The organism is Actinomyces sp. oral taxon 169 (assembly GCF_013394715.1).
Lineage (GTDB): Bacteria > Actinomycetota > Actinomycetes > Actinomycetales > Actinomycetaceae > Actinomyces.
This window is the reverse complement of the sequence record NZ_CP058259.1, coordinates 2,491,872-2,517,134: the sequence shown is the minus strand read 5'-3', so window position 1 is coordinate 2,517,134 and position 25,263 is coordinate 2,491,872. Positions and strand designations below refer to the sequence as shown.

Below are 25,263 nucleotides of genomic sequence, written 5' to 3'. Positions count from 1 at the left end.
CCGTGGCTAAGCAGGAGAACAACCCGACGAGCATCGGGCTCACGCAGTACCTCGATCCGTCGTACTGGACCTGGGCTGCCGAGGACCCGAACGGGGCCGCGCTGCTCCAGCAGGGAGCCGAAGCGATCCTCGCCTACGTGGTGCAGCGGCTCGAGGCCACCGGCTGCGAGGTCGTCGAGGCCTACGGCATCGTGCATGACAAGGACGAGCGCGAGGTCTGGAGCGACATGGAGAAGGCTCTGGTGATCGAGCCGAAGCCCGATCACCTGCACGCGGTCATCAAGTTCGCCAGCCGTGCGAAGAGCGCACCGCTGGATCGGCTCGCGTTCGGCATCGGCGTCGAGCCCCAGTACGTCGAGAAGCCGGGCCGCGGGCGGTACGCCTACGACAACATGCTGTCGTATCTGACGCACGTGAAGTACGCGGACAAGCACCAATACGCGCCTTCGGAGGTCGCTACGGTGCGTGGGCCTGACTACCTCGGGATCGACGCCCAGCGTCGGGAGACCTGGCTCAAGGGGCGCGCGCACGTGAAGAAGAAGGTCGTCGCCGAGAACTTCGAGGACATGCGCGAGCGCGTGCTCCAGGGCGAGTTCACGCGGGATCAGATCATGCTCACGGACGAGCTGTTCGACATCTACTTGCGGCATCAGCGGGAGATCGACGACGCGCTGTCGGCCTACGGCCAGCGCCGCGCATACCGGGCGGCGGCGAAGCTCCGCGCCGGTGAGTTCTCGACGCACGTGGTGTTCGTCCATGGGGATGCCGGGATCGGCAAGACCCGGTTCGCCACGGACTTCATCACCGAGGCGATCAACGCGGTGAACGCGCACGGCGAGCGGTGGCAGGTCTACCGGGCCGCGACGGGGAACCCGCTTGATGACTGGCGAGGCGAGGAGGTGCTGCTGCTGGACGATCTGCGGGCCTCGGCGATGGATGCGAACGACTGGCTGCTGCTGCTTGATCCGTACAACGCCTCGCCTGCGAAGGCTCGGTACAAGAACAAGGGCGAGGTGGCCCCGCGCCTTATCGTCATCACGGCGACGATCGAGCCTGTCGAGTTCTTCTACTACGCCCGCCAGAAGGGCAACGTGGACGAGGCGTTGGACCAGTCACCAGAACGTCGGGTCGCGGGAACTGACCTACGGTCCGGAGACCTCGGCGGAACATGACGCTGAGGGCGCGGTTGCTGAGCTGCTGGGCGGGCTCGCGGTGCGGAGCCCTGACGTGCCGCTGGCGCTGATCGGAGGTGCCGCATGAGCACCGAACGCGATGCGCTCTTCCAGGGGGTCGAGGGGGCCGCGCGAAGCTCGATACCGACTTCGGAGAGGAGACGCTCGCGGCGCTTCGCACTCGTGCGAAGCGGCTCGGGCTGGCTCCGAGCACGTGGGTGCGGACCGTCGTCCGGGATGCCCTCCACGCCTCTCGGAGCGAGGAGTTGGACGCCGCCGTGGCCGCGCACCTGCTCGGGGTCGAGGCGCGGGTGCAGGCGTCGGCGGATGCTCGCGAGCTAGCCGCGCAGATTCGCCCGCTGGCGATCAACGTCAACGACCTCGACCGCCGGGCGCGGGCTGGTGAGTCAGTGGCGCTGTCGGCGGAGGTGCCCGAGCTGATCGAGTTGCTGCGCGAGGTCCGCGCCCTGCTCGGGGATCGGGCGGCCTCATGAGCACCACGCACTACAGCGCGAGCGCCAGCGCCGCCGACACGGAGCGCTATATCCGTGGCAAGGAGGACGAGCGGGGCATCGCGATCACGTGCGATGTGCCGGGAGGCCCCGGCGCGTTCTCGGCGCGCGCTCGGTCGCTCACGCAGAACACGACGCGCGAGGTCGAGGCGGTGCATTACCGCCAGTCGTTCAGCGACGAGGAGTTCGACCCGAAGAGTCCGGAGGACGTGCAGCGGGTGAATGATCTCGGTTATCAGCTCGCGAAGAAGATGCACCCGGATTCCGACTGCCTCGTAGTCAGTCATGTGGATGGGCGGGGCAAGAAGCCGCACAACCACATCTTGGTCATCAACCACAACAACCGGACGGGGAAGGCGCTCTCGGACTATCGCACGTTCCACGACCGCAAGGCCGGGAATCAGCGGGGCGTCCAGTCGGCGAACGACCAGCTGATGCGAGAACACGGGCTCTCGGTCGTGAAGCGGCTGGAGCACGCACCGAAGGACTGGGAGCTGCGCCGCGAGGACTTCGCCGAGGGATCGCTCGACCGCGAGATGGGCGACCGGATGAGCGCGGCGCTGGCCGATCCCCGGGCGGTGGACAAGGCCGGTCTGGTCTCGGTGATCGAGGAGCAGAACCAGCGGCTCGGCGATGACGGGGAGCGGGTGCCGCGGATGCGGTTGCACAGCCCCGTCAGCAAGAAGGGCAAGCGCGCCGGGCAAGAGACCTGGACGCTCTACATCGAGGATCGCCGCGGCGAGTCCGGCCGCGCCGAGCGCCGCAAGCGCGCGAGCGCCCTCTCGGCGGACTTCACCCCGGAGGGCGCGCAGGCGTTCTTCGACTACCACCAGCAGCAGAAGGAGAAGGAACATGAGCGCAGCGCTCGACAGGCTGAAGCAGCAGAACGAGCCCGAGCAGTCGCAGCAGCAGCTCGGCAGTCCGGAGACGATGGAGCTGTTGACCTCGATCCTCGCCGCCGTCGAGGCGCAGAACACGAGGATCGCCACGCTGACCGAACAGCAGAAGAAGCTCGCGGGGTTCGTGAAGGTCATGGACGAGGAGACGACGAGGCGGCTGGAGCGGATCACGGCCCCGGCGTCGACCTCCTCGCCCTCCAGCGACGTGTCCGCGAGGATCGCGAGTATCGAGAGCAGGCAGAACGAGATCGCGAGCACGCTCGGCGAGTTCGCGCAGAGTCTCAACGGCGAGAGCTTGAACGCCGCGTCGCGGAGCTTGGTCGCGGAGGCGCAGAAGAATCGCGCGGCTACGGCCTCGGCGATTGAGGGTCTGAAGGCGCAGGTCACAGCGAACCAGAAGCTCGTGAGCCAGGTCGGCGGCGCGGTCCAGCGGATCGAGAAGCGCACCGAGGAACGGGTCGAGAAGGCTGTCGAGCAGGTCGCCGGGGAGGCTTCGGCCACGATGACCGCGAGCCTCGACGCCTCGAACGCGCGGGCGGAGCGGATCATCGCCGCGACGGCGAAGCTGGAGGCGCGACAGCTCTGGTCCGCCGCCGCCGCGATGTGCCTCGTTCTCCTGCCGGTGGCCGTGATCGTCGCCGGTCTCTGGATGGGCATCGCCGGGCTCATCACGGGTGTTCAGTGGGCGCTGGACGTGGACGGGAGCGTGTGGCTCGGCATCGGCCGGTGGCTCGTGGTCGGCGCTGGCCTCGCCGGGGCCGGCTACGGGCTCTTCGCGTCCGTCCGCTGGGTTGCGGGTCTCGTGGAGACCTGGAAGGGCCGCGGGATGCCGAAGTGGCCCCGCTGGCGCAAGAGGTGATCACGCCTCACGAGGGCAAGCGCGCGCAGCGCGTGCGGCAGCCGCGACAACTGGACATTAGGTCAGCGGCTGCTGTATAGTTCAGTGCATGCTGACCATTGCTTCGCGTCTTGACGTCATGAACCGGCTCGGCCGGGCCATGGCCGACCCGACGCGCTCCCGCATCCTGATGTCCCTGCTCGACAGCCCGAGCCACCCCGCGGTGCTCTCGCGCGAGCTGGGGCTGACCCGCTCGAACGTGTCCAACCACCTGACCTGCCTGCGCGACTGCGGGATCGTGGTCGCCGAGCCCGAGGGCCGCCAGACTCGCTACGAGATCGCCGACCCGCACCTGGCCGCGGCGCTGACGGCACTGGTCGATGTGACCCTCGCCGTGGACGAGAGCGCGCCGTGCATCGACCCGGCCTGCTCGGTGCCGGGCTGCTGCGCCGCGAGCAGTTCGGGGGACGCCTCGTGAGCGCCGCCTGCGGCTGCGACGAGCCGACGACCAGCCCCGCGGACGAGGCAGAGGAGGCAGAGCGCCCGTGGTGGCGTGATCCCGGCCTGGTCGTGCCGATCCTCTCCGGCGTCGCGTTCGGCACCGGCCTGGCGCTGGAGTGGTCGGGGCTGCACATCGCGGCGCTGGTCGCGTTCTGGGCGGGCCTGCTGCTGGGCGCGTACACGTTCGTGCCCGGTGCGATCCGGAATCTCGTTGTGAAGCGCAAGCTCGGGATCGCGCTGCTGATGACGATCAGCGCCGTGGGCGCGGTGATCCTCGGCTACGTCGAGGAGGCGGCCGCGCTGGCGTTCCTCTACTCGATCGCCGAGGCCCTGGAGGACAAGGCGATGGACCGCGCCCGCGGCGGGCTGCGCGCGCTGCTGAAGCTCGTGCCGGAGACCGCGACCGTGCTGCGCGACGGGACCTCCGCCTCGGTCCCGGCCAGGGAGATCGCCGTCGGCGACGTGCTGCTGGTCCGCCCTGGCGAGCGGGTCGCGACCGATGGGCTGGTCCGCTCGGGCCGGTCGAGCCTGGACACTTCGGCGATCACCGGTGAATCGATCCCGGTCGAGGTCGCGCCCGGAGAAGCGGTGTCGGCGGGCGCGATCAACAGCGCCGGCGTGCTGGAGGTCGAGGCGACCGCCGCGGGCACCGACAACTCGCTGACCACGATCGTGGAGCTGGTAGAGCAGGCCCAGGCCGAGAAGGGCGACCGAGCCCGGATCGCTGACCGGATCGCCCGCCCGCTGGTGCCCGGCGTGATGGTCCTCGCCGTCCTCGTCGGCGTGCTCGGGTCCCTGCTCGGCGACCCGGAGACCTGGATCACCCGCGCCCTGGTCGTCCTCGTCGCGGCCAGCCCCTGCGCGCTGGCGATCGCGGTGCCCGTCACCGTGGTCTCCGCGATCGGCGCGGCGACCAAGTTCGGCGTCGTCATCAAGAGCGGGGCCGCCTTCGAGCGCCTCGGCGGCATCCGGCACCTGGCCGTGGACAAGACCGGCACTCTGACCCGCAACCGGCCCGAGGTAACCGCCATCGTCGCCGCCCATGGGTTCGACGATGCGCAGGTGCTTGCTTGGGCTGCCGCCGTGGAGCAGCACTCGACGCACCCACTCGCCGCCGCCATCGCCGCCGCGGGCCGGGGAACCCCCGCCGCGCAGGACGTGGCCGAGGAGGCCGGGCACGGCATCGGTGGCCTGGTCGACGGCCGCAGGGTGGCGGTGGGCAGTCCGCGCTGGATCGACGCCGGTCCGCTCAAGGCCCGGGTCGAGGACCTGGAGGCCGAGGGGCAGACCTGCGTGCTCGTCACCGTCGACGGCTTCCTGGCCGGGGCGATCGGCGTCCGCGACGAGCTGCGCCCCGAGGTCCCCGAGGTCGTGCGGACCCTGCGCGACCAGGGCGTCGAGGTGAGCATGCTCACCGGCGACAACTCCCGCACCGCTGCTGCGCTGGCGAAGCTGGCCGGGATCGGCGACGTGCACGCCGAGCTGCGTCCCGAGGACAAGGCTCGCATCGTCGCCGGGTTCTCGGAGACGTCGCCGACCGCGATGATCGGCGACGGCATCAACGACGCGCCCGCCCTGGCCGGGGCGACCGTGGGCATCGCGATGGGCGCGACCGGCTCCGACGCCGCGATCGAGTCCGCCGACGTCGCCTTCACCGGCCACGACCTCGGCCTCATCCCGCAGGCTCTGCGCCACGCCCGCCGCGGCGGCAGGATCATCAACCAGAACATCGTGCTGTCCTTGGCGATCATCACTGTGCTGCTGCCGCTGGCGATCACCGGCGTGCTCGGCCTGGCAGCGGTCGTCCTCGTGCACGAGGTCGCCGAAGTCGTCGTCATCGCCAACGGACTGCGGGCTGCGCGTGCCCGCAAGCAATAGGTGTTCCGTCCAACGCCATAACTCAGACATGCGCTATGAGAACCCGCTCTACCTGGCTGAGGAGGTTGCCGCCCTCGACCTGCTCACCGACCAGCGCATTGCCATTGGCATCTCCCGCGGCTCGCCGGAGCAGGCCCGCCGCGGCTGGGAGGCCTTCGGCTACACCGGCGGCGTCGACCCGCGCGGGGCTGACGTCGCCCACGCCCACACCGCCCAGTTCCTCGACGCCGTCCGGGGCGTCCCGCAGGCGGACCTCGACACCAGCGGTGGCATGGCACCCGGCGCCAGCTCCCGCCTGCGTATCGAGCCGCACGCCCCCGGCGTGGACCGCCGCCTGTGGTGGGGCGCCGGCTCGCGGGAGACCGCCGAGTGGACCGCCCGCCAGGGTCTGAACCTCATGAGCTCGACCCTCCTGACCGAGGCCACTGGCGAGGGCTTCTCCCACCTTCAGGCCGAGCAGATCCGCCGCTACCGCGAGGCGTGGAAGGAGGCCGGCCACAACTGGACCCCGCGCGTGAGCGTCTCGCGCTCCATCTTCCCGATCGTCTCCGAGGTCGACCGGAAGTTCTTCGCGCTGCGCGGCGAGGACTCCCACGACCAGATCGGCGTCATCGACGGCCTGCAGTCGACCTTCGGGCGCACCTACGCCGCCGAGCCCGACGTCCTCATCGAGCAGCTCGCCCGGGACGAGGCGCTCCATGCCGCCGACACCCTCATGCTCACCATTCCCAGCCAGCTCGGCGTCGACTTCAACCTCCACATCTTGCAGGCCTTCGCCGAGCATGTCGCCCCGGCACTGGGGTGGCAGCCCAATACCGCCGGACCGGTGACGGGCTATTCCCTGGAGGTGTAGACCTCCGGCAGCGGTCACCGTCCCGTCTGGTCGCGATACGGTTCCGTCATGGAGGGCGCAGGCGATCAGGCCCCGGTGGTCGCGTGGATGGAGCACCACCAGGTGGTCCTGTACCTGGGTGCGCTCGTGGCCGGCGCCGTCCTGGGGCTGGCGGCTCCCGCAGCCAGCAGCCTTCTGGAGGCGGCTGTCTCCCCGGTGCTGGTCGCGCTGCTGTACACGACCTTTCTCGGTGTCCCCTTCCATCGCCTGCGGGCCGCCTTCGCCGATGCCCGGTTCATGGCGGCGCTTGTGGCGGTCAACTTCCTCGTGGTGCCGGCGGTGGTCCTGCCTCTGTCCCGACTGGTCGCCGATGAGTCGGGGCTCCTGGTCGGCACCCTCCTGGTGCTCCTGGCGCCCTGCGTCGACTACGTCATGGTCTTCACCCGACTGGCCGGCGGCGCATGGTCACGCATCCTGGCGGCATCTCCGGTGCTCATGCTCCTCCAGGCCCTCGTCTTGCCGCTGTGGCTGGCCCTCGCTGCCGGCTCACCCGGGGCTCAGGGCGGCGGTATCAGCTGGCGGCCTTTCGCGCAGGCCTTCGTCCTCATGATTGCACTGCCCATGGGGCTATCGATCCTCACACGGCGCGCCGCACCCCGGGTCCGGTCCGCCGACCGGCTCGCTTCAGCGGCGACGGCGCTCATGGTTCCACTCATGATGGCGACCCTGCTGCTCGTCGTCGCCTCCCAGGTTCCCCACGTCGCCTCCCGGCCCGACGTCGTCGCCCGGGTTGTTCCCCTCTTCGTGGCTTTCGCTCTGGTGATGCCGGCTGTGGGAGATGTCGCCGGGCGCATGGCTCACCAGGGACGCCAGGAGCGCCTGGCTCTCGCCTTCTCCGGGACCACCCGTAACTCGTTGGTGGTTCTGCCGTTGGCTCTCGCGCTGCCCGATTCCATGGGGATGGCGCCGATTGTGGTGGTGGCTCAGACGTTGGTGGAGCTCGTCGTCATGGCAATCGGTGTCCGTCTGCTTCCCCGCCTTATTCGATAGGGGAGTGTGGGGAAGAAACCGATGCAATGATGATGCATTGATGTCAATGATGCAGAAGAACGACGTGGCCTGTGGGTCTCGGACTGCTCCGAGCCCCACAGGCCCCTGTCGTTGAGGGTGGCATCGCCCCTGGATCCCATATTCCAGAGGAGAATCAACCCTCCTTCGCCAGAGCGGCTCGCGCCGAGCTCCCTATCAACTCGGGCGGCCTCGAAATCCGATCGGTCATTGGGCTCCCCAACCCTCGCGACCAGTTCCGTCCGGCGGCGGTCACTATGTAACCCACTGCTCCTGAGGGAGCACTTCAATGTACCTGAGAATATTCTGGGAATCTAGTTGCGGAATTTGTTTCGTTTTTCCGAGGCTGGAGAAACTCTATTCTCAAGAGGGAAAATAATGTTAATTTCTGACGCATTTTAAACATATAGGCAATCCTTTTGTGTTGATTCCCCTCGGGTGTTGTCCCCGAAGTGCCATGTATTGTTCAGCCGTCCAACCGTTAATCAACGGGCGGAAGGTGGTGGTTGTCCGGCTCAGGGCGCCGGATGCCGCCAGCCCCCGATCTCTCCAAGGAGCAGTTGCCTATGCCGCAGGTCACCGGAGCCGTTCATGAGGTGGGTGTTGACCAGCTCTTCTTCTCCACCACAGACGCGCGTGGTGTCATCCGCCACTCGAACAACGTCTTCATCGAGCTCTCGCGCTACCGGCGTGATGAGCTCTCCGGCGCCCCGCACAACATCATTCGCCACCCGGAGATGCCCGGTGGTGCCTTCAAGGCCATGTGGGACACCCTCAAGGCCGGCAGCCCCTTCGCCGCCTACGTGCGCAACCTCGCCGCCGACGGCAGCGAGTACGACGTCTTCGCCACCGTCACCCCGCTGTCCGACGGCGGCTACCTCTCGGTGCGCACCCGACCGGTGTGCTCCGACCTGTTCGACACCGCCTGTGCCATCTACCGCGACGCCCGCGCCACAGAGGACCAGGCCATCGATGGCGGGGCCAACCGCCGGGCGGCGGCCGAGGAGGGGCTGGGCCGCATCGCCGAGATGCTGGCCGGAGCGGGCCTGTCCTCCTACGAGGAGTTCCAGAACACGGCCCTGCCGGCGGAGGTGGCGCGTCGTGAGGAGCTCTCCGACGGCATCCCGGTGCGCCCCGACGCCACCGGGGACCTGCGCGTCATGCTCGACTCGGTCACCAGGATCGCCGCCGGGCTCGACTCGTGGATGTCCGGTCAGCAGCAGCTCGCCGAGCTCTCCGCCTCACTCAAGGCCGCGGGGAAGGGACTGACCCGGACCCTGGAGGACCCTCGCCTGAGTGTCGAGCACATCGCCGCCCTGGACCGCTCCGACCCCAGGGTCAAGCCCCTGGCCGACCTGCTGGACCTGTGGACCCAGATGCAGGTTCTGGTCAGCCCCCTCGTGGCGAGGCTCGTCGACACCCTGGCCCAGCTCGACACCAACGGCGCCCGCACCCGCTTCCGCATCGCCCTGGCCCGTCTGCACACCACCATCACCTCCCTGTTCACCGTCGAGCTCATCGACGGCGTCGGAGACCCGCAGTACTCGGCGCAGGCCATCCCCGACCTCATCGAGTCGTTGCGTGAGGGCATCGCCGAGATGGAGCGTCAGGCTCAGGCCCACCGCGCCCTCGCAGCCCAGGCGGTCGCCTACATCGGCGAGGCCAGCCGCATGATGACGATCCCGAACCAGCTCCTCATGCTGTGGACCGGTTCGGCCGCGTCGAGCGACCCGGAGCTGCCCGCCACGGCCGCAGAGCTCTCCAGTGCCGCCTCCGGCGTGGTCGAGTCCGTGGGGCGTCGCCTGGCCGAGCTCGACGACCTCGCCGCCCGCTGCCAAGCCACTCAGGTCGCCGACAACTTCGCGGAGCTGGGGGAGGCCCTGGACTCCTTCACGACGGCGGCCGGAGCTGTCGCCCCGAACTGAAAGGGCTCGCCCCGCCCGACCGGGCTCAGTAGGAGTCGGTCTCGGAGCGCGGGGTGTCCTGAGCCGTTGCCTCAGTGGGCGTCGCCCCCGGGTAGTCCACGTGTCGGTCCTGCACGGGGCTTGCCGGTGAGGCATACCCGTAGGGGCCGGGTTGCTGCGGCCCGGTGGAACCGGCCGCGCTCGGGGGTGCTGAGAGGGCGCCCTGTCCGACAGACGCGGCTGCCACCGGAACGGGCACGGGAACGGGGGAGGCCCAGCGCAGCTCATCGCGAGGGACCTCATAGACCACACCGGGGTAGCGACCGAACTGCTCCTCGCTGGGCACGGCCGAGGAGGTGGAGTCCAGCACCGCGAGCATCTGCTCCGGCGTCGGCCACGAACCGGACGGCCCGCTGCCGCTGGGAGCCGGCGGCGGGAACCACGCCGTGAACTCCGGCGGACGGATCATGATCCGCCCCGGGCGGGTGCGGTCGCGCAGGGCGTGGGCACGCCAGGTGATGACCGGGTGCGTGGACCGCCAGACGGTCATGTGGAGCCACAGTCCCTTCTCCCGCGTGGCGCGATCCGCCAGGGCGTGGGTGTTGACCTCGGCACCCAGGTACTTGCCGCCGGAGAGCACCCCCACGACCCCGGGCACGCCCGCAGGCGCGTAGGTGTAGCCGTGGTTGTCCGCCGTGTACTCCTGGGCCCGAACCAGCGCTTTGCCCAGAAGCGGGACGTTGAGGCCGAGGGTGACGAACAGCAGGCGCAGCATGGAGATGTGGCCCGCGGCGAGGTGCCCGACCTCGTGCCCGATCACGAAGCGCAGCGCCTCAGGGTCGCGGGCCCGGCCACCGATCTCGAACATGTCGGAGTGGACGACCACGAAACGCCGGTAGCCGTGGCCGGCCGCGAAGGCGTTGATCTGACCGTTGCCCATGGTCACGTAGGCATCGGGGACCCGGCGCAGGCCGAACTGCTGGGCCGCCTCGACAACCATCCGATAGCCCTCCGGGAACTGGGTGGGACTCATCTGGACCGCGGTCGCGCGGAGCTTGGCGTACAGCATCGCGCGCGCCACCCACAGGATGATCGGGATGAGGGGCACCAGCAGGAGGAACTGTGCGCCGCTGTTCTCCTGGCTGAGGAAGAAGTCGCGAACCTGAGCCCCCAGGCCGGTCGGTTCAGGCACGGCGACCAGCCAGATCACCAGGGCGATCCACGACAGGTAGGCCAGTGCAGTCGCCATGCTGGTCGCAACCAGGAGCGGGATCTCGGCGGGGTGACGCAGCGTGCGGATTCCCCTGAAGCCGTGAACAGTCGCGCCGTTGAACATCCGGGGGCGCGAGGGCGGCACGGCTGGCGGCGTCGAGCCGAGGGAACCGGGGACGGTGGGTGGAACATCTGGTGGCATGACGGCAACCTAAACGACTCGCCGCTGGATTCATCTCCTGCCCCAGGAGGATCTTCGCCTGTGGCGTATCAGCCGTCTGGCAGGAAAAGGTGGCGCTCAATCGTGCCTTTGAACGTCCCCCTCGAACGTCCCTGCGGCACCAGCTGTCCCGCAGGGGTCGGGAGCAGGCGGAATCCGACGCCGCCGATCGCGACCCCGTAGGCTCCTGTCCGTGCCGCACTCCGCCTCGCCGTCCTCGCCGTTCTCGTCGTCGCAGCCCCTGCCCTCCTTGTCCGGGAACCCGGACCACGCCGTGCCCTGGGGCATGCAGATCGCCGTGCGCTACGACAAGGTCCACCCGCCCCGGAGGATCGACGTCGCCGAGGCGGCCGCCCGCGCCGTCGTCTCCCTCCTGGCCTCGCCCGCCGCCGCCCCCGGTGGACCGTGGAACCCGGCCGTCGACTACTGGCGCGACGGGCGCATCCGCAAGCTTGTGCGTCGGGCCCGCGGCAAGCGCTGGGAGGAGGTCCAGGACATCGACGGCGTCACTGTCACCCAGGACGGCCCGGCCGGCTGGGGGCAGGCGGCCGCCCGCGCCTTCGTGCCCGGGCCGGTGCGCCCCCTGCCCGGGGCCCTGGCCAAGACCCAGGTGGAGGGCACCCACTTCCCGCCCGGTGACGAGCTGCCCCCGCCGCCCGCTGAGATCACCGCGCGCGTCGCCCAGGACCCGGCTGCGGCCGCGCAGATCGCGCTCACGGCGGCGTCGGCATCCACCGGGGCCCTCGTGACGATCGAGGTGACCCCCCTGCACGAGATGACCTCGGGCAAGCTGGCCGCCCAGTGCGGCCACGCCGCCCAGCTGGCCTGGGAGAGCAGCGCCATGCCGCCCGCCCTGAGGCGGGCCTGGGCCGACGACGGCTACCGGGTGCGCGTCGTCGTGCCCAGCCGGGAGCAGTGGGAGACCACCACCCGGCCCGTCAGCGTCACCGACGCCGGCTTCACCGAGCTCGACGGCCCCACCGAGACGACCCGCGCCTTCTGGTGAGGGTGCGGCGCCTGCGTGTCCCTTCGCGCAGGGGCACCGGCGACCCGCCAGGTATCCTCCATCAGCCCGCCATCGCCGCCAGGGCGGCCGGTCCCCGGACTCCCACCCGGACGAGCGTCTCAGGAGCCGTGGCACCCTGAATCGGGAACTGCGTTTCCCGCCCAGAACGTACTTCTCCTCCAGATGACTGAGGCCAGACCCCAGTCATCTGGAGGACAACGCAGTCGTCGTCGAAGAAGTACGCCCCCGATCGGGTATCTACTGGGGCTGCTTCTCGGGCTCCGGCACCCCGCGGAACACCCACAGCCGGATGAACACGTAGAGGTAGATGCCCTCGCAGCAGGCCGAGATGACGCGCGCCAGCTCGGCGTTGACCCCGAACCAGTGCAGCAGCGAGGACAGGCCCAGGATGAAGATGACGTACTGGCTGACGACCCCGGCCATGTAGCCCGCCCCCTGCTGGACGACGTGTCCGTGGGCCTGGAAGTTCAACCACCGGTTGAGCAGGAAGGAGTAGACGGCCGCGATGGCGTAGCCGACCGTGACCGCCACCGGGTAGAACCAGTGGAGGTGGTTGTAGAACACCCACAGGCAGGTGATGTCCAGGAGGAAGGCGGAGCCGTTGATGATCGCGTAGCCGATGAAGGTCACCGGCAGCCGACGGCGCACGAAGCCCGGCAGGACGGAGTGGATTGCCGTGATGAGGCGCAGGAAGACCTCCGGGGCGCGGCGGGTCGTGGAGGCGGAGGACTCGACGGTGGACGCAGCCCCTTCAGCGGTGGTGGTCCCGGGGGTCCGGTCGTCCGTCGCGGTTCCTGCCATGAGGTGTCCTTCCCTGTGATGGCTTCTGTCAGGGGGAGTCTTCCCCGACCGCGCCGGATGGGCAAGTTCCGAAAGGAGGAACAGTGGCCCGCTGGGTCATCCTTGCGGCGCAGAGGCGGCCGGCGTCAGGGCCTGGGCGACCTCGCGGTGCAGGAGCTCGCCGCCGGCGTCGGCCGGGTGGTGGATAGTGCGCAAGCCCACCTCGTGGGCCGCGGCGATGTTGGTGGCGCTGTCATCGACGAACAGGGCCTGGTCCGCCTCCACCCCTGCGAGCTCCAGCAGCCGGTGGAAATAGGCGGTATCCGGCTTGGCCACCCCCAGCGTGCAGGAGTAGCCGTCGATGTCGCACAGGCCGTCATAGCCCAGCTGCTCGCGCATCCAGGCCCGACGCTCCCACTGCTGATTGGTGGCCAGGACCGTGGTGTAACCCGCCTCGCGCAGGTCCCTCACCAGCTGCCAGGCCACGGGGTCGGGCGTGGCCCGGTGCCACATCTCCAACAGGTCCGATGCGCGCAGCTCCAGCCCCAGGCTCTTCACCACCCGCTCCAGCAGCTCGGTGAGGGTCTCCCGACCTGTCAGGGCGTCGGTCTCACCGTCGATCATGGCCTGGGCGAAGGCGGGTCCGCCGCCGCGGGTCAGCGCCTCGCCCCACGGGGTGCCGATGAGCTGCAGGACGCCGTCGGCATCGAGCAGGACGGCGCGCACGGGTGTGGACGAGGCGGGCGGGATAACCGGCTGAGAGATGCTCACACCCCGATTCTGCCCTACCTCACGGTGGGTTCTCTTGGGAGGACGGTCGGTCAGGGCGCACCGGTGGAAGACTGGGGTCATGACTGATGCCGCCAGCGCCCCGCCCAGCCCCCGTTCCAGTGCCCTCGCCGCTGGCGCCGCCGCGATCCTGCGCGACGACGACGCCTACACCGCCTCGCTCATCGACTTCGTCACCGCCTCGCCCAGCTCCTACCACGCCGCCGCCGAGGTCGCCCGCCGCCTGGAGACGGCCGGCTTCACCCGCGCCGACGAGACCGTCACCTGGGAGGAGGGCCTGCCGCGGCGCGGCTACCTCATCCGCGACGGTGCCATCGCCGCCTGGGCGCTTCCCGAGGCGCTCAACCCGGGGGCGGGCCTGCGCATCGTCGGTGCCCACACCGACTCCCCGGCCCTCAAGCTCAAGCCCGCCGCCGCCCTCGTCCGCTCCGGCTGGCAGCTCATCAACGCCGAGGTCTACGGCGGCCCCCTGCTCGCCTCCTTCCTCGACCGCGAGCTGGGCCTGGCCGGACGCCTGACCACCCGTGACGGCGCCGTCCACCTCGTGCGCACCGGCCCCATCGCCCGCGTGGCCGAGATCGCCCCGCACCTGGACCGCAGCGTCAACGACACCCTCCACCTGGACCGCCAGACCCACCTGCTGCCCCTGTGGTCGCTGGCCGGACCCGACGCCGCCCCCGACGCCGTCGAGACCCACCTGTGCGAGATCGCCGGCATCGACCCGGCCGAGCTCGCCGGCCACGACGTCCTGACCTACCCCACTCAGGCGCCCGCCCGCTTCGGCCGCGACGGCGAGTTCCTGGCCTCCTCCCGCCTGGACAACCTCTCCTCCGTCCACGCCGGACTGGTCGCCCTCGAGGCGCTCGCGGCCGAGCGGGTTGAGCCCGATGAGCCCGTCATCCTGGTCGCCTTCGACCACGAGGAGGTCGGCTCGGACACGCGCTCCGGGGCGGGCGGCCCCTTCCTCGAGACGCTCCTGCGGCGCCTGGCCCGGGTCCTGGGCGTCAGCGGTGACGGCCTCGAGGCCCTCCTGGCCCGCTCGACCTGCGTGAGCGCCGACGCCGGGCACTCCGTCCACCCCGCCTACGCCCACCTGCACGACCCGGCCGTCCAACCGCTCGTCAACCACGGACCCCTGCTCAAGATCAACGCCCAGCAGCGCTACGCCACCGACGCCGCGGGCGCCGCGATCTGGACGCGAGCCTGTGCCGCGGAGGGCGTGCCCAGTCAGAACTTCGTCTCCAACAACGCCGTGCCCTGCGGCTCCACCATCGGCCCCATCACCGCCACCCGCCTCGGCATCACCACGGTCGACGTCGGCGTGCCCCTGCTGAGCATGCACTCGGCCCGCGAGATGGGCGGCGTCAAGGACGGCCCCTGGCTCGCCCAGGCCCTGCACGCCTACTGGCAGGGGGCCTGAGCGTGGTGGGGAAGCGAGCCGGCCGCAGGGGCCGGTCGGACTCGCCGATCCGCGCCGCCGGCGTGCACGGCGCCGACCTCTGCCCCTGCGGCAGCGGACGCACTTACGCCCAGTGCTGCGAGCCGCTCCACGACGGCGCCCCGGCGCCCACCGCCCAGGCCCTCATGCGCTCGCGCTACACGGCCTTCGTCGTCGGCGACGAGGACTATCTCTTCCGCACCTGGCACCCGCGCACCCGCCCCGAGGGGCCCTACTGCCACCCCGGGACCCGGTGGACGGGACTGACCATCCATGAGACCGTCGACGGCGGGGCGGACGACGAGACCGGCATCGTGGAGTTCACCGCCACCTACCGCAGCGGCGACGGGCGCGGGGGAGTGGTGGACGACGCCCTGCGTGAGCGCTCTCGCTTCACCCGCCGCGCCGGCCGCTGGCTCTACCTCGACGCCGTCGGATAGCCCGCTGCGTATGGCGATCGGGGCCCGCTTCGGTTTCGATTCGGTCGACTCAGCCGGCGTCGGTCACAACGATCTTTCCCACCGTGCGCCCGCTCTCGATGAGGCGGTGAGCTGCCCGTATCTGTGCAGCATTGCGAGGCGTGAGCGTCTGGGACGCAGTGCCACGGATCCTTCCACTGTCGATGAGCTCGGCGACGGTGGAGAGGATGTGGTGCTGGGTGATGAGGTCGTAGCCGTGCCTGGGGCGGGCGAACATGAACTCCCAATGCCATGAGATGGCCTTGTCCTTGAGCGCGTACAGGTCCAGGTCCCGCTCGTCGTCGATGGCGACGATCTCCCCGAAAGGACGAACCACCGTGGTCAGCAGCGGCACGCGCCCTCGGCTCTGCGGGGTGAAGACGTAGTCGACGCCGTCCGGTGCGATGGCGAGAACCTGCTGCGCGAGGTCCTCGGCGAAGTGGTCCACCACTGCGTCGGCACCCAGCGACCGGACCCAGTCGCGGGACTCCTCACGTGAGGCAGTGGCGATGACGGAGACATCAGTGAGGGCCTTGGTCAGTTGGATCACCATGGAGCCCACCCCTCCTGCGGCTCCCAGCACGAGGATCGCGCCTGCGGAGTCGCTGCTCAGGTGGAGCTTGTCGAAAAGAGCCTCCCACGCGGTGAGCGAGGTCAGGGGCAGTGCCGCCGCACTTGCATAGTCCAACGAGCTCGGCTTCGGTCCAACGATGCGTTCGTCCACGAGCTGCAGCTGTCCGTAGGAGCCGGGACGCTCCAGTGCTCCGGCGTAGTAGACGTCATCGCCGGGCTGGAAGAGAGTGGTCTGCTCGCCGACCGCGATGACTGTCCCCGCTGCATCCCATCCCAGGATGCGTTCCTCACCGCCGGCATGGTTGAGGGCGGCGCGCACTTTGACGTCAACGGGGTTGACGGACAGTGCCTTGACCTCCACGAGGATGTCGTGGCCAGTGGGAGCCGCCGGGGCGGGGACGGTGGCATCGACCAGGACATCCGGGATGTCCACGGAGCCACCGGATCGAGTGACGACAGCGGTCATGGTGCGTTGGGTGTCGGGGCTGCTTGAGGGCATCGATAGCTCCTTGCTCATCGGCTTGTGCCAGGTTCGACGGAAGTGCACCGTCAACGAGCACAGACCGTAATCAGAAGAAAGTGGTTACCCGCAATGACCCCTACTATCAGGAAGATAGTGGGGTGCTGGTGTGTCAGCCGTGACGACGTCCGAATGCCCAGGGACTCGTGGGCGCGCCGTAGGCCCTCGGCACCCTAGAGTCCGATGCCGAGGGCTCAGGTGCATTCCCGACGAACTGTGCGCAGTGGCGATTCCCCGGGGCATTGCTCTGGGAGTCGTCTTCACGTCGACACGCGACCTACGTCGTCGACCTCGCGTGAGTCAGCGCATGCGCGTATCGGGACTCGGCCCATTCCCGAAGCGCGAATACCGGTTCGACGGCGCTCCGGCCGACCTCCGTCAGGGAGTACTCCACGTGAAGAGGAACCTCCGGGATCACCTCGCGGTGCACGAGTCCGTGGTCCTCCAACCGGCGCAGCGTAGCGGTCAGTACCTTCGGCGAGATTCCTTGAAGGCGCCGTTGCAGCTCCCCGAAGCGCAACGGTCCCTCGGCCAGTGCGCCGATGGCCAGCGCAGACCACTTGTTGGCCACGACGTCCAGAAGATCGCGGCACGGGCACTGCGAGGAGTACACGTCCCCGCGGTGCCTCTGCGTGCTGGGAACCGTCGAATCGCTGCTGCCCAAGGCTCTACCTCCAGAAGATGGATACGTCGCATGCGACTGAGGACTTCCCAGGAGATAGTACTGGTGGAGGGCAGACCGAGGACTCGCTCAGCTCCAGGTGCCGCGCCAGTACTGGATGGGCCAGGGGGCCTCGTCCCAGGAGCGGACCCCCAGGTCGGCCGCCCAGCGCAGCGGCAGGTAGGGGTCGCGCAGGGCGGCCCGGCCCACGGCGATCGCGTCGGCCTGCCCGGAGATGAGTGCCTGCTCGGCCTGGGCCGCCTCCTCGATGAGACCCACACCCACCACCGGGACGTCGCTACCGGCGACGGCCTGCTTGACTTGCTGGGCCAGCGGCAGCTGGTAACCGGGTCCCACCGGCACCGCGGCCGGGACGTTCCCGCCGCTGGAGACGTGCAGGACGTCAACGCCGGCCTCCACCAGCTCGCGGCTGAAAGCGGCGGTCTCCCCGCCGGTGACGCCGCCCTCGGCCCAGTCCGAGGCCGACAGGCGGATGTCGAGCACCGTCTGCGACCCGATGGCCTCGCGCACGGCCCGCACCACCTCGAGCGGGAAGCGCTGCCGGTTCTCCACGCTTCCGCCGTAGGAGTCGGTGCGCTGGTTGGACAGGGCGGAGCGGAACTCGTGGATGAGGTAGCCGTGGGCGCCGTGGATCTCGACGACGTCGTAGCCGGCCTCGACGGCGCGCCGCGCGGCCGCCGCGAAGGCCTCCACGATCCGACCGATCCCGGCCTCGTCCAGCTCGCTGGGAACCGCGTGATGGGGGAAGGGGATCGCGCTGGGGGCCAGCAGCTCCCAGCCCTCCAGGGTGCCGGTGCGTGCGCCCTCCACCTTGGGGCGCCACGGAGGGGTCCCCGACTTGCGTCCGCCGTGCCCGATCTGGATACCCGCCAGAGCCCCGCCGGCGTGAATCGCCTCCACCAGGCGGCGCTGGCCGGCGACCTGCTCATCCGACCACAGCCCCAGGTCGTTGGGGGACAGGCGCCCCTCCGGGGTGACCGCCGTGGCCTCCACGATGACCGTGCCGAAACCGCCCACCGCGCGGCTGGCGTAGTGAACCACGTGCCAGTCGGTGACGACGCCGTCCTGCGCTTCGACCGTGTACATGCACATCGGCGGCAGCCACAGGCGGTTGCGGGCGGTGAGCCCGCGCATGGTCATTGGCTCAAGAATGCGTAGCGCGCTGGAGGTGCTCATGGCCTCACGCTACTCTCCCGACCGCTTGGCCGACATGGGGCGGGAATCACCCGTGCGATGACCCCCATGGACCCCATAGGCTCCCGGGCGTGATCTCGCGTCCTGTCCCCGTCACCGACCCTGTTCAACGGCCCGTCCCCGTCTCCGACCCCAACCACCGGCCCGCTCCCGTCACCCACGGCCCCGACGACGTCGCCCTCGTCTTCGAGAGCGGCGGCATGCGCGGGGCCTACACGGCCGGCCTCGTGCGCGTCATGCTGGAGGCAGGGCTGTCCTTCCCCTGGGTCGGGGGCATCTCAGCGGGCTGCACCAACACCTGCAACTTCGTCTCCCGGGACACCTGGCGCACCCGCGAGGCCTACCTGGGACTGACCACCGACCCCCAGGCCGGCGGCTGGGGCAGCTTCGTGACCGGCAAGGGCTACTTCAACTCCGAGCACATCTACCTGCACACCTCCGCCCCCGACGAGTCCATCCCCTTCGACTGGGAGACCTTCGCCGCCTCGCCCGCCACGGTGCGCCTGGGCGCCTTCCGCTGCGACACCGGCGAGGAGGTCTACTGGGGCCTGGAGGACATGCCCACCATGGGCGACCTGCTGGTGCGGGCCCGGGCGTCGTCGTCGATGCCGGTGCTCATGCCCATGGTCGAGGTCGACGGCGCCCCCTACGTGGATGGCGCCGTCGGACCCACCGGCGGCTTCGCCATCGACGCCGCCCGTGCCGACGGCTACGACAAGCTGCTCGTGGTCATGACCCGCCCCGAGGGCTACCGCAAACCGCCCATGCGACGCCACGAGATCGAGATCCTCCAGCGGCTCTACCCCCGCTACCCGGCCCTGGTCCAGGCCATCATCGACCGCCCCGAGAACTACAACCGCACCGTCGAGGAGCTGGAGCACCTGCGCAGCCAGGGGCGCGTCTACCTCTTCCGACCCGAGCGCATGCCCATCGCCAACGGCGAGCTGCGCTATGACCGCATCGTCACCGCCTTCGAGGCCGGACTGGCCCAGGCCCGCCGCGAGCTGCCCGCCATCGAGGCCTTCCTGGCGAGCTGAGCTCAGTGCGGCAGGGCGACGCCGTAACGGGCGATGTCCTGGCCCTCATCGAAGCCGAAGGTGATGATCGGGGGCACCGGCCTACCGCCGTCGAGGGAGGCGGCCAGCAGCTCCAGGACGTGGCGCTCGTGCGGCGGGACCGCCTCGGGCAGGTCGGTCAGTGAGAACCAACGCAGACCCGCGTTCTTGGCCGGCTCACGCACGGCCGGCGTGCCCGCCCAGGTCCGCAGCGTGAAGAACAGGTCGATGCGCTGCTCCAGGGCCGCGCCGCCCAGGTCATTGGTGCGGTGCATCGCCGTCAGCGCGTCGAGGTCCGTCGCCTCGACGCCGATCCCCAGCTCCTCGTCGGTCTCGCGCACAGCCGTCTCCAGGACGCTCTCTGCGGCCTCGACGTGCCCCGAGGCGCCGCAGGCCCAGTGCCCGTCCATGTATCCGGTGTTCCGCCGCAGCTGGAGGAGCACCTGGGTCGCGCTGCTCGCCGCCCCGGCTTTCCCGCTCATGGAACCCGGATCGGGGCGCAGGAGGTAGACGTAGGCGGCGGGAACGAGGGTGAAGGAGTGGGCGGCCATGGCGACCACCGTAGACCAGGTGCCGGAGCGGAGCCGGATGGGCGGGGGATATGCGGAGAGCGGTCGGGATACGGGAGACGGGGACTCATGAAACCATCAGGAATGTAGGCGATGCTCCGGTGCAGTCAGTCATCAGTGGCCGTCTGCGGCAGCTTCACAGTGTGCCCGTCCTGGGGCATCTGAGAATCACCTCGACGGTAACGCTGCCGGCTCGACGTCGGACAACTAGGATCCACCCTGGGGTGACGGGAGATCTCGAACCCAGCCCGCGGACCCGACGTCGCCGCCGACCGCCAGTCGTCGACACGATCAATGATGACCGATGCCGACCTGAGCCCGACCGACGCCCCGTTGACGTCGATTGACGACGCTGCCTGAGGAGGACCCGATGCAGACCAGCCTTACTCGGCTCACAGCCGACGACGGAACGCGTCTGGTCGTGCACATCTGGCTCCCCGAGTGGCTCATCGACGGCTCCCTCCTGGTGGCCGACGCCCCCGAGGCCGGCGCCCCAGCGCGCACCCCGGCCGCTACGCGCCCGCAGGTACCCGGCGCCGCCCGCCCCCGGGGCATCATCGTCATCGCCCACGGCATGGCCGAGCACGCCTCGCGCTACGCCCGCTTCGCCGCCTCCGCTGTGGAGGAGGGCTATGCGGTCCTGGCCGGCGACCACCGCGGCCACGGGGCCACCGCTGCCCCGGGGGGCTTCGGCTTCGTCGCCGAGAAGGACGGCTGGGAGAGGGTCGTGGCGGACATGGGCACCGTGCTGGACGCAGCCCGGCGGGCCTGGCCCGATGTGCCGGTCTTCCTCATGGGTCACTCCTGGGGCTCCTTCCTGGCTCGCGACCTGGCTGCGCGCCGTGGCGGTGAGCTGGCCGGCCTCATCCTGCTGGGGACCGGTTCAGGAACCGGTGCGCTGACCCGCCCCGCCGCCGCGATCTGCGCCGGTGAGTCCCGGCTGCGCGGCCCGCGCCGCCCCTCCCGGCTGCTCAACGCGCTCGCCTTCGGCCCCTACCAGCGCCACTTCGCCCCCAACCGCACCGAGGCCGACTGGATCAGCCGGGACGTTCACGAGGTCGACCGCTATGTCGCCGACCCCTGGTGCGGATTCGTGTGCACCGCCAGCTTCTTCCGCGACCTCGTCACGGGAGGAAGGGCCGTCAACACGGCCTCCCACGCCGCGGCCGTGCCTGCCCAGCTGCCCATGCTCCTGGCCTCCGGTGACCGGGACCCGGTCGGCGCCATGGGGCGGGGCGTCCAGCGGTCCGCCACCCTCTACCGCCGCGCCGGCGTGCGGGAGGTCTGCGTCATCCTCTACCCGGGCGGGCGCCACGAGCTGCTCAACGAGACCAACCGGGACCAGGTCACCGGCGACATCCTCACCTGGATCGACGGACACCTGCCCGAACTGTGAGAACCAACGGGTAATCGCGGGTTTCAAGGCGGTTAACCGCGTCATCCTTGTAGGAATCCTACAAGTTGCGTGGTGGCTCTTCGGTGGGAACCGGTCGTTCGTCATCTCGGCGATCCCCGTAGGGTGGAGCCATGGTCACCAAACCCTCCTCCACGTCAATCGCCGGCAGCCTCACTCACAGTTCCGCGCTCGCCTACGTTCGTGACGCCGGGCTGGTCCTGGCCGGCACGCTCGCCCTGATCCTCATCGGTCAGATCACGATCCCCCTGCCCTTCACTCCGGTGCCGATCTCCATGGGAACCTTCGCGGCCCTGGGTGTCGGTGCGGTGCTCGGCTCGCGCCGCGGCGCCCTGTCCGCGCTGCTCCTTGGTGCCCTGGCCGCTGTCGGGGCTCCGGTTCTGGCCGGCTGGAGCGGTGGCACCGTCGTCACCTTCGGGTACGTCGTCGGCTACATCCTCATCGCCGCCATCGCCGGACGCGCCGCCACCGTGTGGTCGCGCCACTCCGGCTCCACGGCCGCCCGGGTCGCCACCGGCGTCGCCCTCATGCTGCTGGCCTCGGCCTCGGTCTACATCCCGGGCCTCATCTGGCTCAAGGTCGCCACTGGCGCCGGCTGGGGTACGACCTTGTATCTGGGCCTGGTGCCCTTCATCGTGGGAGACATCCTCAAGTCCGTGGTCGCCACCGGCCTGCTGCCCGCGCGCAGCCGCCTTCGCTGACCGCCCTGATCGTAGGGGTCTGACCCTCCCCGTGCCCCGTCGGGCTCTGTGCTCGGCGGGGCACTCGGGTCTCAAGGCCCGCTTCCGGGTGGTCGGCGCGGGTTAAAGTGCCTGTATGAGTCAGCCCGAAAGGCGGGCCGTACCCGTCCTGTCCGTCATGGACATGGTCCCCGTCAGCGCCGGATGCAGCCGCACCGACGCCCTCACCGACATGGTCGCCCTCGCTCGTACCGCCGACGCCGCCGGCTACGAGCGCTACTGGTTGGCCGAGCATCACGGCTCCACCACCTACCTGTCCTCGGCGACCATCGTCCTCATGGGGCAGGTCCTGGCCGCCACCGAGCGCCTGGGCGTCGCCTCCGGCGGGATCATGCTGCCCAACCACGCCCCGCTCGTCGTCGCCGAGCAGATCGGCACCCTGGCCACCCTCTACCCCGGCCGGGTCGACCTGGGACTGGGGCGGGCCCCAGGCACCGACCGGCGCACGGCCGCCGCACTGCGCCGGCGGGCATCCGAACCGGGCCGCTTCGCCGAGGAGATCCTGGAGATCCTCACCTACCTCGGTGACGAGCCCGTGCCGGAACGGGTCCCCGGATCCCTCCTCCTGGGCTCCCCCGGCAATCCCGACGACGCCCTCCACGCCCCTGAGCCCGGCGGCCCCCGCGTGCGGGCCATCCCCGGGGAGGGCACCCGCCCGACCGTGTGGGTACTCGGCTCCTCGGTCAACGGCGCCCGCGTGGCCGGCCGGCTCGGACTTCCCTTCGCCGTGGCCTCGCACTTCGCCCCGGTCCAGGCCGAGGCGGCGATCGCCACCTACCGCTCCGTCCTGGAGTCCCGTACCGAAGATGCTCCCGGCCCTCAGGGCGCGCCGGATGTCCCCCGGGTCGCAGCCGCCGTCAACGTCATGGTGGCCCCCAGCCAGGAGGAGGCCCGCCTGCTGTTCAGCACCGCCATGGCCGCCGCCGCCCGCATCGTCGGCAACCGGCCCGGGCCGCTGGACCCGCCCAGCCAGGACCCCCAGGCCTGGCGCGCCTACGCGCCCGGCCGGGAGGACGCCGTCGAGGCGGCCATGTCCCTGTCCTTCGTGGGCACGGCCGATGACGTCGCCGCCCGCCTGCGTGAGCAGGCCGCCCGGTGGGACCTCGACGAGATCCTCGTGGTCACCTACGCCCACGACCCGGCCCTGCGGCGCCGTTCCTACGAGCTGCTCGCCCAGGCCTGGAACGCCTGAATGCGCTGGTATCTCACGGTTTGACTCCCGTGCTACGTGACGGTCCTGTTTCCATGGCGGGCGTAGTATGCCCGCCTGTGGGCGGCGCCTGAGCCCCTCAGTGCGCCGGCAACCCTCTGTCCCAGTGACGAATCCCCGTCGGTTCCATGCCCCATGGAGGTCGCATGAACAACGTCCTGACAGTGTCGCGCCGTGGCTTCGGGCTCGGCGCGGCCGCCTTCGGCCTGCTCCTGGTCTCAGGATGCTCGCGCGGATCGGGTTCGGAAGGAGGCGGGCTGGGCAGCGGCAGCGGCAAGCTGACCCTGGCCTACAACTCCGACGGCCCCCACAAGACCTGGGCCGAGGCCGTGTGCCACTCGGTGTCCAACGTCCTGGGCATCACCATGGAGCCCCTGCCGGTGGCCCAGTTCTCCGAGATGCGCTCGGCCATCACCAAGCACACCCTTCTGGGCGCCTTCCGTAACGGCTGGTCGGCCGACTATCCCTCGCTGGAGAACTTCCTCAACGCCACCTTCCAGACCGGCGCCAGCGCCAACGACTACCAGTACTCCTCGAAGACCTTCGACGACCTCCTGGCCCAGGCGGCGGCCGCCACCGACCCCCAGACCGCCTACGGCTATTTCCGCCAGGCCCAGTCCCAGCTCTTCGCCGACCTGCCCGGCATCCCGCTGTGGTACCAGAACGGCTTCGGCGGCTACTCCCGCAACGCCTCCAACGTCGACTTCGACTGGAGGGCCATCCCGGTCTACGAGGAGGCCCGCTCCAGCGCCAACGGCGGCGTCATCCTGGCCAACAACACCGAGCCCCAGAACTCGCTGCTGCCCACCAACACTAACGAGTTCGGTGGTGGGCGGGTCCTCGACCTGATCTATGCCGGTCTGATCCGCTACGACAAGGACGGTAACGTCATCAACGAAGTGGCCTCCTCCATCGAGACCACGGACAACCAGCACTTCACGATCACTCTCAAACCGGGCTGGACCTTCTCCGACGGCAGCCCGGTGACCGCCGACTCCTTTATCAAGGCCTGGAAGTTCGGCGCTCTGCTGTCCAACGCCCAGCTCGGCTCCTCCTTCTTCGAGCGGATCAAGGGCTTCTCCTACGACGAGGACTCCGAGCTGACCGGGCTGACCAAGGTCGATGACCTCACCTTCACGGTCGAGCTGAACGCCCCGGCGTCGGACTTCAAGATCAGCCTGGGCCACTACGCCTACTACCCGATGCCGGAATCCGCCTTCAAGGACATCAAGGCCTACGGCAACAAGCCCGTGGGCAACGGCCCCTACCGGCTCGTCTCCTGGGACCACGACAGCCGGATGGTCCTGGAGCCCAACCCCGCCTACGCCGGCGGGCGCACGGTGGCGAACAAGGGCATCACCTTCAAGCTGTACACGAGCTACGACTCGGTCTACAACGACCTGCTCGCCGATGCCATCGACATCGCCGACTCCATCCCCGACTCCTTCCTGCCGATCTTCCAGAAGCAGCTGGGCGAGCGCGCCATCAACAAGCCGGCCGCATACTTCCAGGGACTCGCCATCGACGTCACCCACGAGCACTGGAAGATGGACGAGGAGGGACGCGCCCGCCGTGCCGCCATCTGCCGGGCCATCGACCGCAAGCTCATCTGCGACAAGCTCTACTACGGCACCCGCACGCCCGCCAAGGACTTCACCGCCCCCACCGTTGTGGGCTGGACGCCGGATGTCCCGGGTAACGAGGTCCTCACCTACGACCCGGACGAGGCCAGACGCCTGTGGGCCAAGGCCGAGGCCATCTCCAAGTTCTGAGGGAGG

General features: G+C 69.8%; 24 protein-coding genes. 17 read left to right on the top strand and 7 right to left on the bottom strand.

What is annotated here, in order from left to right:
- Positions 1–2 precede the first annotated feature (2 nt).
- The 9 genes from HW274_RS10630 (at position 3) to HW274_RS10590 (ending at position 9,625) form a co-directional block, all read left to right on the top strand.
- Positions 3–1,172, top strand: coding sequence for a Rep family protein (locus HW274_RS10630; RefSeq protein WP_256692590.1), 1,170 nt, complete (start codon positions 3–5; stop codon positions 1,170–1,172).
- A 278-nt stretch (positions 1,173–1,450) separates the two neighbouring features.
- Positions 1,451–1,666, top strand: coding sequence for a hypothetical protein (locus HW274_RS12865; protein ID WP_009407148.1), 216 nt, complete (start codon positions 1,451–1,453; stop codon positions 1,664–1,666).
- Positions 1,663–2,949: a relaxase/mobilization nuclease domain-containing protein gene (locus HW274_RS10620; RefSeq protein ID WP_075255362.1), complete on the top strand. Its 1,287-nt coding sequence runs from the start codon at positions 1,663–1,665 to the stop codon at positions 2,947–2,949. The genes HW274_RS12865 and HW274_RS10620 overlap by 4 nt, the downstream gene beginning before the upstream one ends.
- Positions 2,950–2,986: 37 nt before the next feature.
- Positions 2,987–3,442 carry a hypothetical protein gene (locus tag HW274_RS10615; RefSeq protein ID WP_260679065.1) on the top strand — a complete coding sequence of 152 codons (456 nt, stop codon included), beginning with the start codon at positions 2,987–2,989 and terminating at the stop codon, positions 3,440–3,442.
- An 88-nt stretch (positions 3,443–3,530) separates the two neighbouring features.
- Complete coding sequence (locus tag HW274_RS10610; protein WP_003780589.1) at positions 3,531–3,899, top strand: helix-turn-helix transcriptional regulator; 369 nt, start codon at positions 3,531–3,533, stop codon at positions 3,897–3,899.
- Positions 3,896–5,800: a cation-translocating P-type ATPase gene (locus HW274_RS10605; protein WP_003780583.1), complete on the top strand. Its 1,905-nt coding sequence runs from the start codon at positions 3,896–3,898 to the stop codon at positions 5,798–5,800. Before HW274_RS10610 ends, HW274_RS10605 begins: the two co-directional genes overlap by 4 nt.
- A 28-nt stretch (positions 5,801–5,828) precedes the next feature.
- Positions 5,829–6,653 carry an LLM class flavin-dependent oxidoreductase gene (locus HW274_RS10600; RefSeq protein ID WP_185988762.1) on the top strand — a complete coding sequence of 275 codons (825 nt, stop codon included), beginning with the start codon at positions 5,829–5,831 and terminating at the stop codon, positions 6,651–6,653.
- 48 nt (positions 6,654–6,701) lie between these two features.
- On the top strand, positions 6,702–7,682 hold the full coding sequence (locus HW274_RS10595; protein WP_185988761.1) for an arsenic resistance protein: 981 nt from the start codon (positions 6,702–6,704) through the stop codon (positions 7,680–7,682).
- A 584-nt stretch (positions 7,683–8,266) separates the two neighbouring features.
- On the top strand, positions 8,267–9,625 hold the full coding sequence (locus HW274_RS10590) for a PAS domain-containing protein (protein WP_075255318.1): 1,359 nt from the start codon (positions 8,267–8,269) through the stop codon (positions 9,623–9,625).
- Positions 9,626–9,650: 25 nt separating this feature from the next.
- On the opposite strand, the gene HW274_RS10585 is transcribed toward HW274_RS10590, so the two are convergent.
- Positions 9,651–10,940, bottom strand: coding sequence for a M48 family metallopeptidase (locus tag HW274_RS10585; RefSeq protein WP_075255317.1), 1,290 nt, complete (start codon positions 10,938–10,940; stop codon positions 9,651–9,653).
- A 289-nt stretch (positions 10,941–11,229) separates the two neighbouring features.
- Here HW274_RS10585 and HW274_RS10580 point away from each other — a divergent pair, with 289 nt between their 5' ends.
- Complete coding sequence (locus tag HW274_RS10580) at positions 11,230–12,042, top strand: peptidyl-tRNA hydrolase (protein ID WP_256692579.1); 813 nt, start codon at positions 11,230–11,232, stop codon at positions 12,040–12,042.
- A gap of 258 nt (positions 12,043–12,300) precedes the next feature.
- On the opposite strand, the gene HW274_RS10575 is transcribed toward HW274_RS10580, so the two are convergent.
- The gene (locus tag HW274_RS10575; protein WP_075255316.1) at positions 12,301–12,864 is read right to left on the bottom strand and encodes a GtrA family protein; all 564 of its coding nucleotides are present in this window, start codon (positions 12,862–12,864) and stop codon (positions 12,301–12,303) included.
- Positions 12,865–12,960: 96 nt separating this feature from the next.
- Complete coding sequence (locus tag HW274_RS10570; protein ID WP_075255315.1) at positions 12,961–13,614, bottom strand: HAD-IA family hydrolase; 654 nt, start codon at positions 13,612–13,614, stop codon at positions 12,961–12,963.
- A 79-nt stretch (positions 13,615–13,693) separates the two neighbouring features.
- On the opposite strand from HW274_RS10570, the gene HW274_RS10565 reads away from it, so the two are divergent.
- Together HW274_RS10565 and HW274_RS10560 are read left to right on the top strand one after the other, a co-directional pair.
- Positions 13,694–15,052, top strand: a complete 1,359-nt coding sequence (locus HW274_RS10565) for a M18 family aminopeptidase (RefSeq protein ID WP_185988760.1) — start codon at positions 13,694–13,696, stop codon at positions 15,050–15,052.
- Positions 15,053–15,054: 2 nt separating this feature from the next.
- Entirely contained in the window at positions 15,055–15,510 is a 456-nt protein-coding gene (locus tag HW274_RS10560) for a YchJ family protein (RefSeq protein WP_185988759.1), read from the top strand.
- 49 nt (positions 15,511–15,559) lie between these two features.
- Here HW274_RS10560 and HW274_RS10555 read toward each other — a convergent pair whose 3' ends face one another.
- From HW274_RS10555 to HW274_RS10545, 3 genes are all read right to left on the bottom strand, one after another.
- A complete protein-coding gene (locus HW274_RS10555; RefSeq protein ID WP_185988758.1) occupies positions 15,560–16,600 on the bottom strand; it encodes a zinc-binding alcohol dehydrogenase family protein in 1,041 nt (346 codons plus the stop codon).
- A gap of 298 nt (positions 16,601–16,898) precedes the next feature.
- Positions 16,899–17,234: a helix-turn-helix domain-containing protein gene (locus tag HW274_RS10550; protein WP_185988757.1), complete on the bottom strand. Its 336-nt coding sequence runs from the start codon at positions 17,232–17,234 to the stop codon at positions 16,899–16,901.
- Positions 17,235–17,372: 138 nt separating this feature from the next.
- Positions 17,373–18,479: an NADH:flavin oxidoreductase/NADH oxidase gene (locus HW274_RS10545; protein ID WP_185988756.1), complete on the bottom strand. Its 1,107-nt coding sequence runs from the start codon at positions 18,477–18,479 to the stop codon at positions 17,373–17,375.
- A gap of 89 nt (positions 18,480–18,568) precedes the next feature.
- On the opposite strand from HW274_RS10545, the gene HW274_RS10540 reads away from it, so the two are divergent.
- A complete protein-coding gene (locus tag HW274_RS10540; RefSeq protein ID WP_075405637.1) occupies positions 18,569–19,534 on the top strand; it encodes a patatin family protein in 966 nt (321 codons plus the stop codon).
- A gap of 2 nt (positions 19,535–19,536) precedes the next feature.
- Here the strand turns inward: HW274_RS10540 and HW274_RS10535 are convergent, their stop codons facing one another.
- Positions 19,537–20,103 carry an NUDIX domain-containing protein gene (locus HW274_RS10535; protein ID WP_185988755.1) on the bottom strand — a complete coding sequence of 189 codons (567 nt, stop codon included), beginning with the start codon at positions 20,101–20,103 and terminating at the stop codon, positions 19,537–19,539.
- Positions 20,104–20,491: 388 nt separating this feature from the next.
- Here HW274_RS10535 and HW274_RS10530 point away from each other — a divergent pair, with 388 nt between their 5' ends.
- From HW274_RS10530 to HW274_RS10515, 4 genes are all read left to right on the top strand, one after another.
- A complete protein-coding gene (locus HW274_RS10530) occupies positions 20,492–21,517 on the top strand; it encodes an alpha/beta hydrolase (protein ID WP_185988754.1) in 1,026 nt (341 codons plus the stop codon).
- 131 nt (positions 21,518–21,648) lie between these two features.
- The gene (locus HW274_RS10525) at positions 21,649–22,236 is read left to right on the top strand and encodes a biotin transporter BioY (protein WP_185988753.1); all 588 of its coding nucleotides are present in this window, start codon (positions 21,649–21,651) and stop codon (positions 22,234–22,236) included.
- Between the two features lie 115 nt (positions 22,237–22,351).
- On the top strand, positions 22,352–23,467 hold the full coding sequence (locus HW274_RS10520; RefSeq protein ID WP_185988752.1) for an LLM class flavin-dependent oxidoreductase: 1,116 nt from the start codon (positions 22,352–22,354) through the stop codon (positions 23,465–23,467).
- Positions 23,468–23,631: 164 nt separating this feature from the next.
- Positions 23,632–25,257 (top strand): ABC transporter substrate-binding protein, encoded by a 1,626-nt coding sequence (locus tag HW274_RS10515; RefSeq protein ID WP_185988751.1) that lies wholly within the window; start codon positions 23,632–23,634, stop codon positions 25,255–25,257.
- The last annotated feature ends 6 nt before the right edge of the window (positions 25,258–25,263 follow it).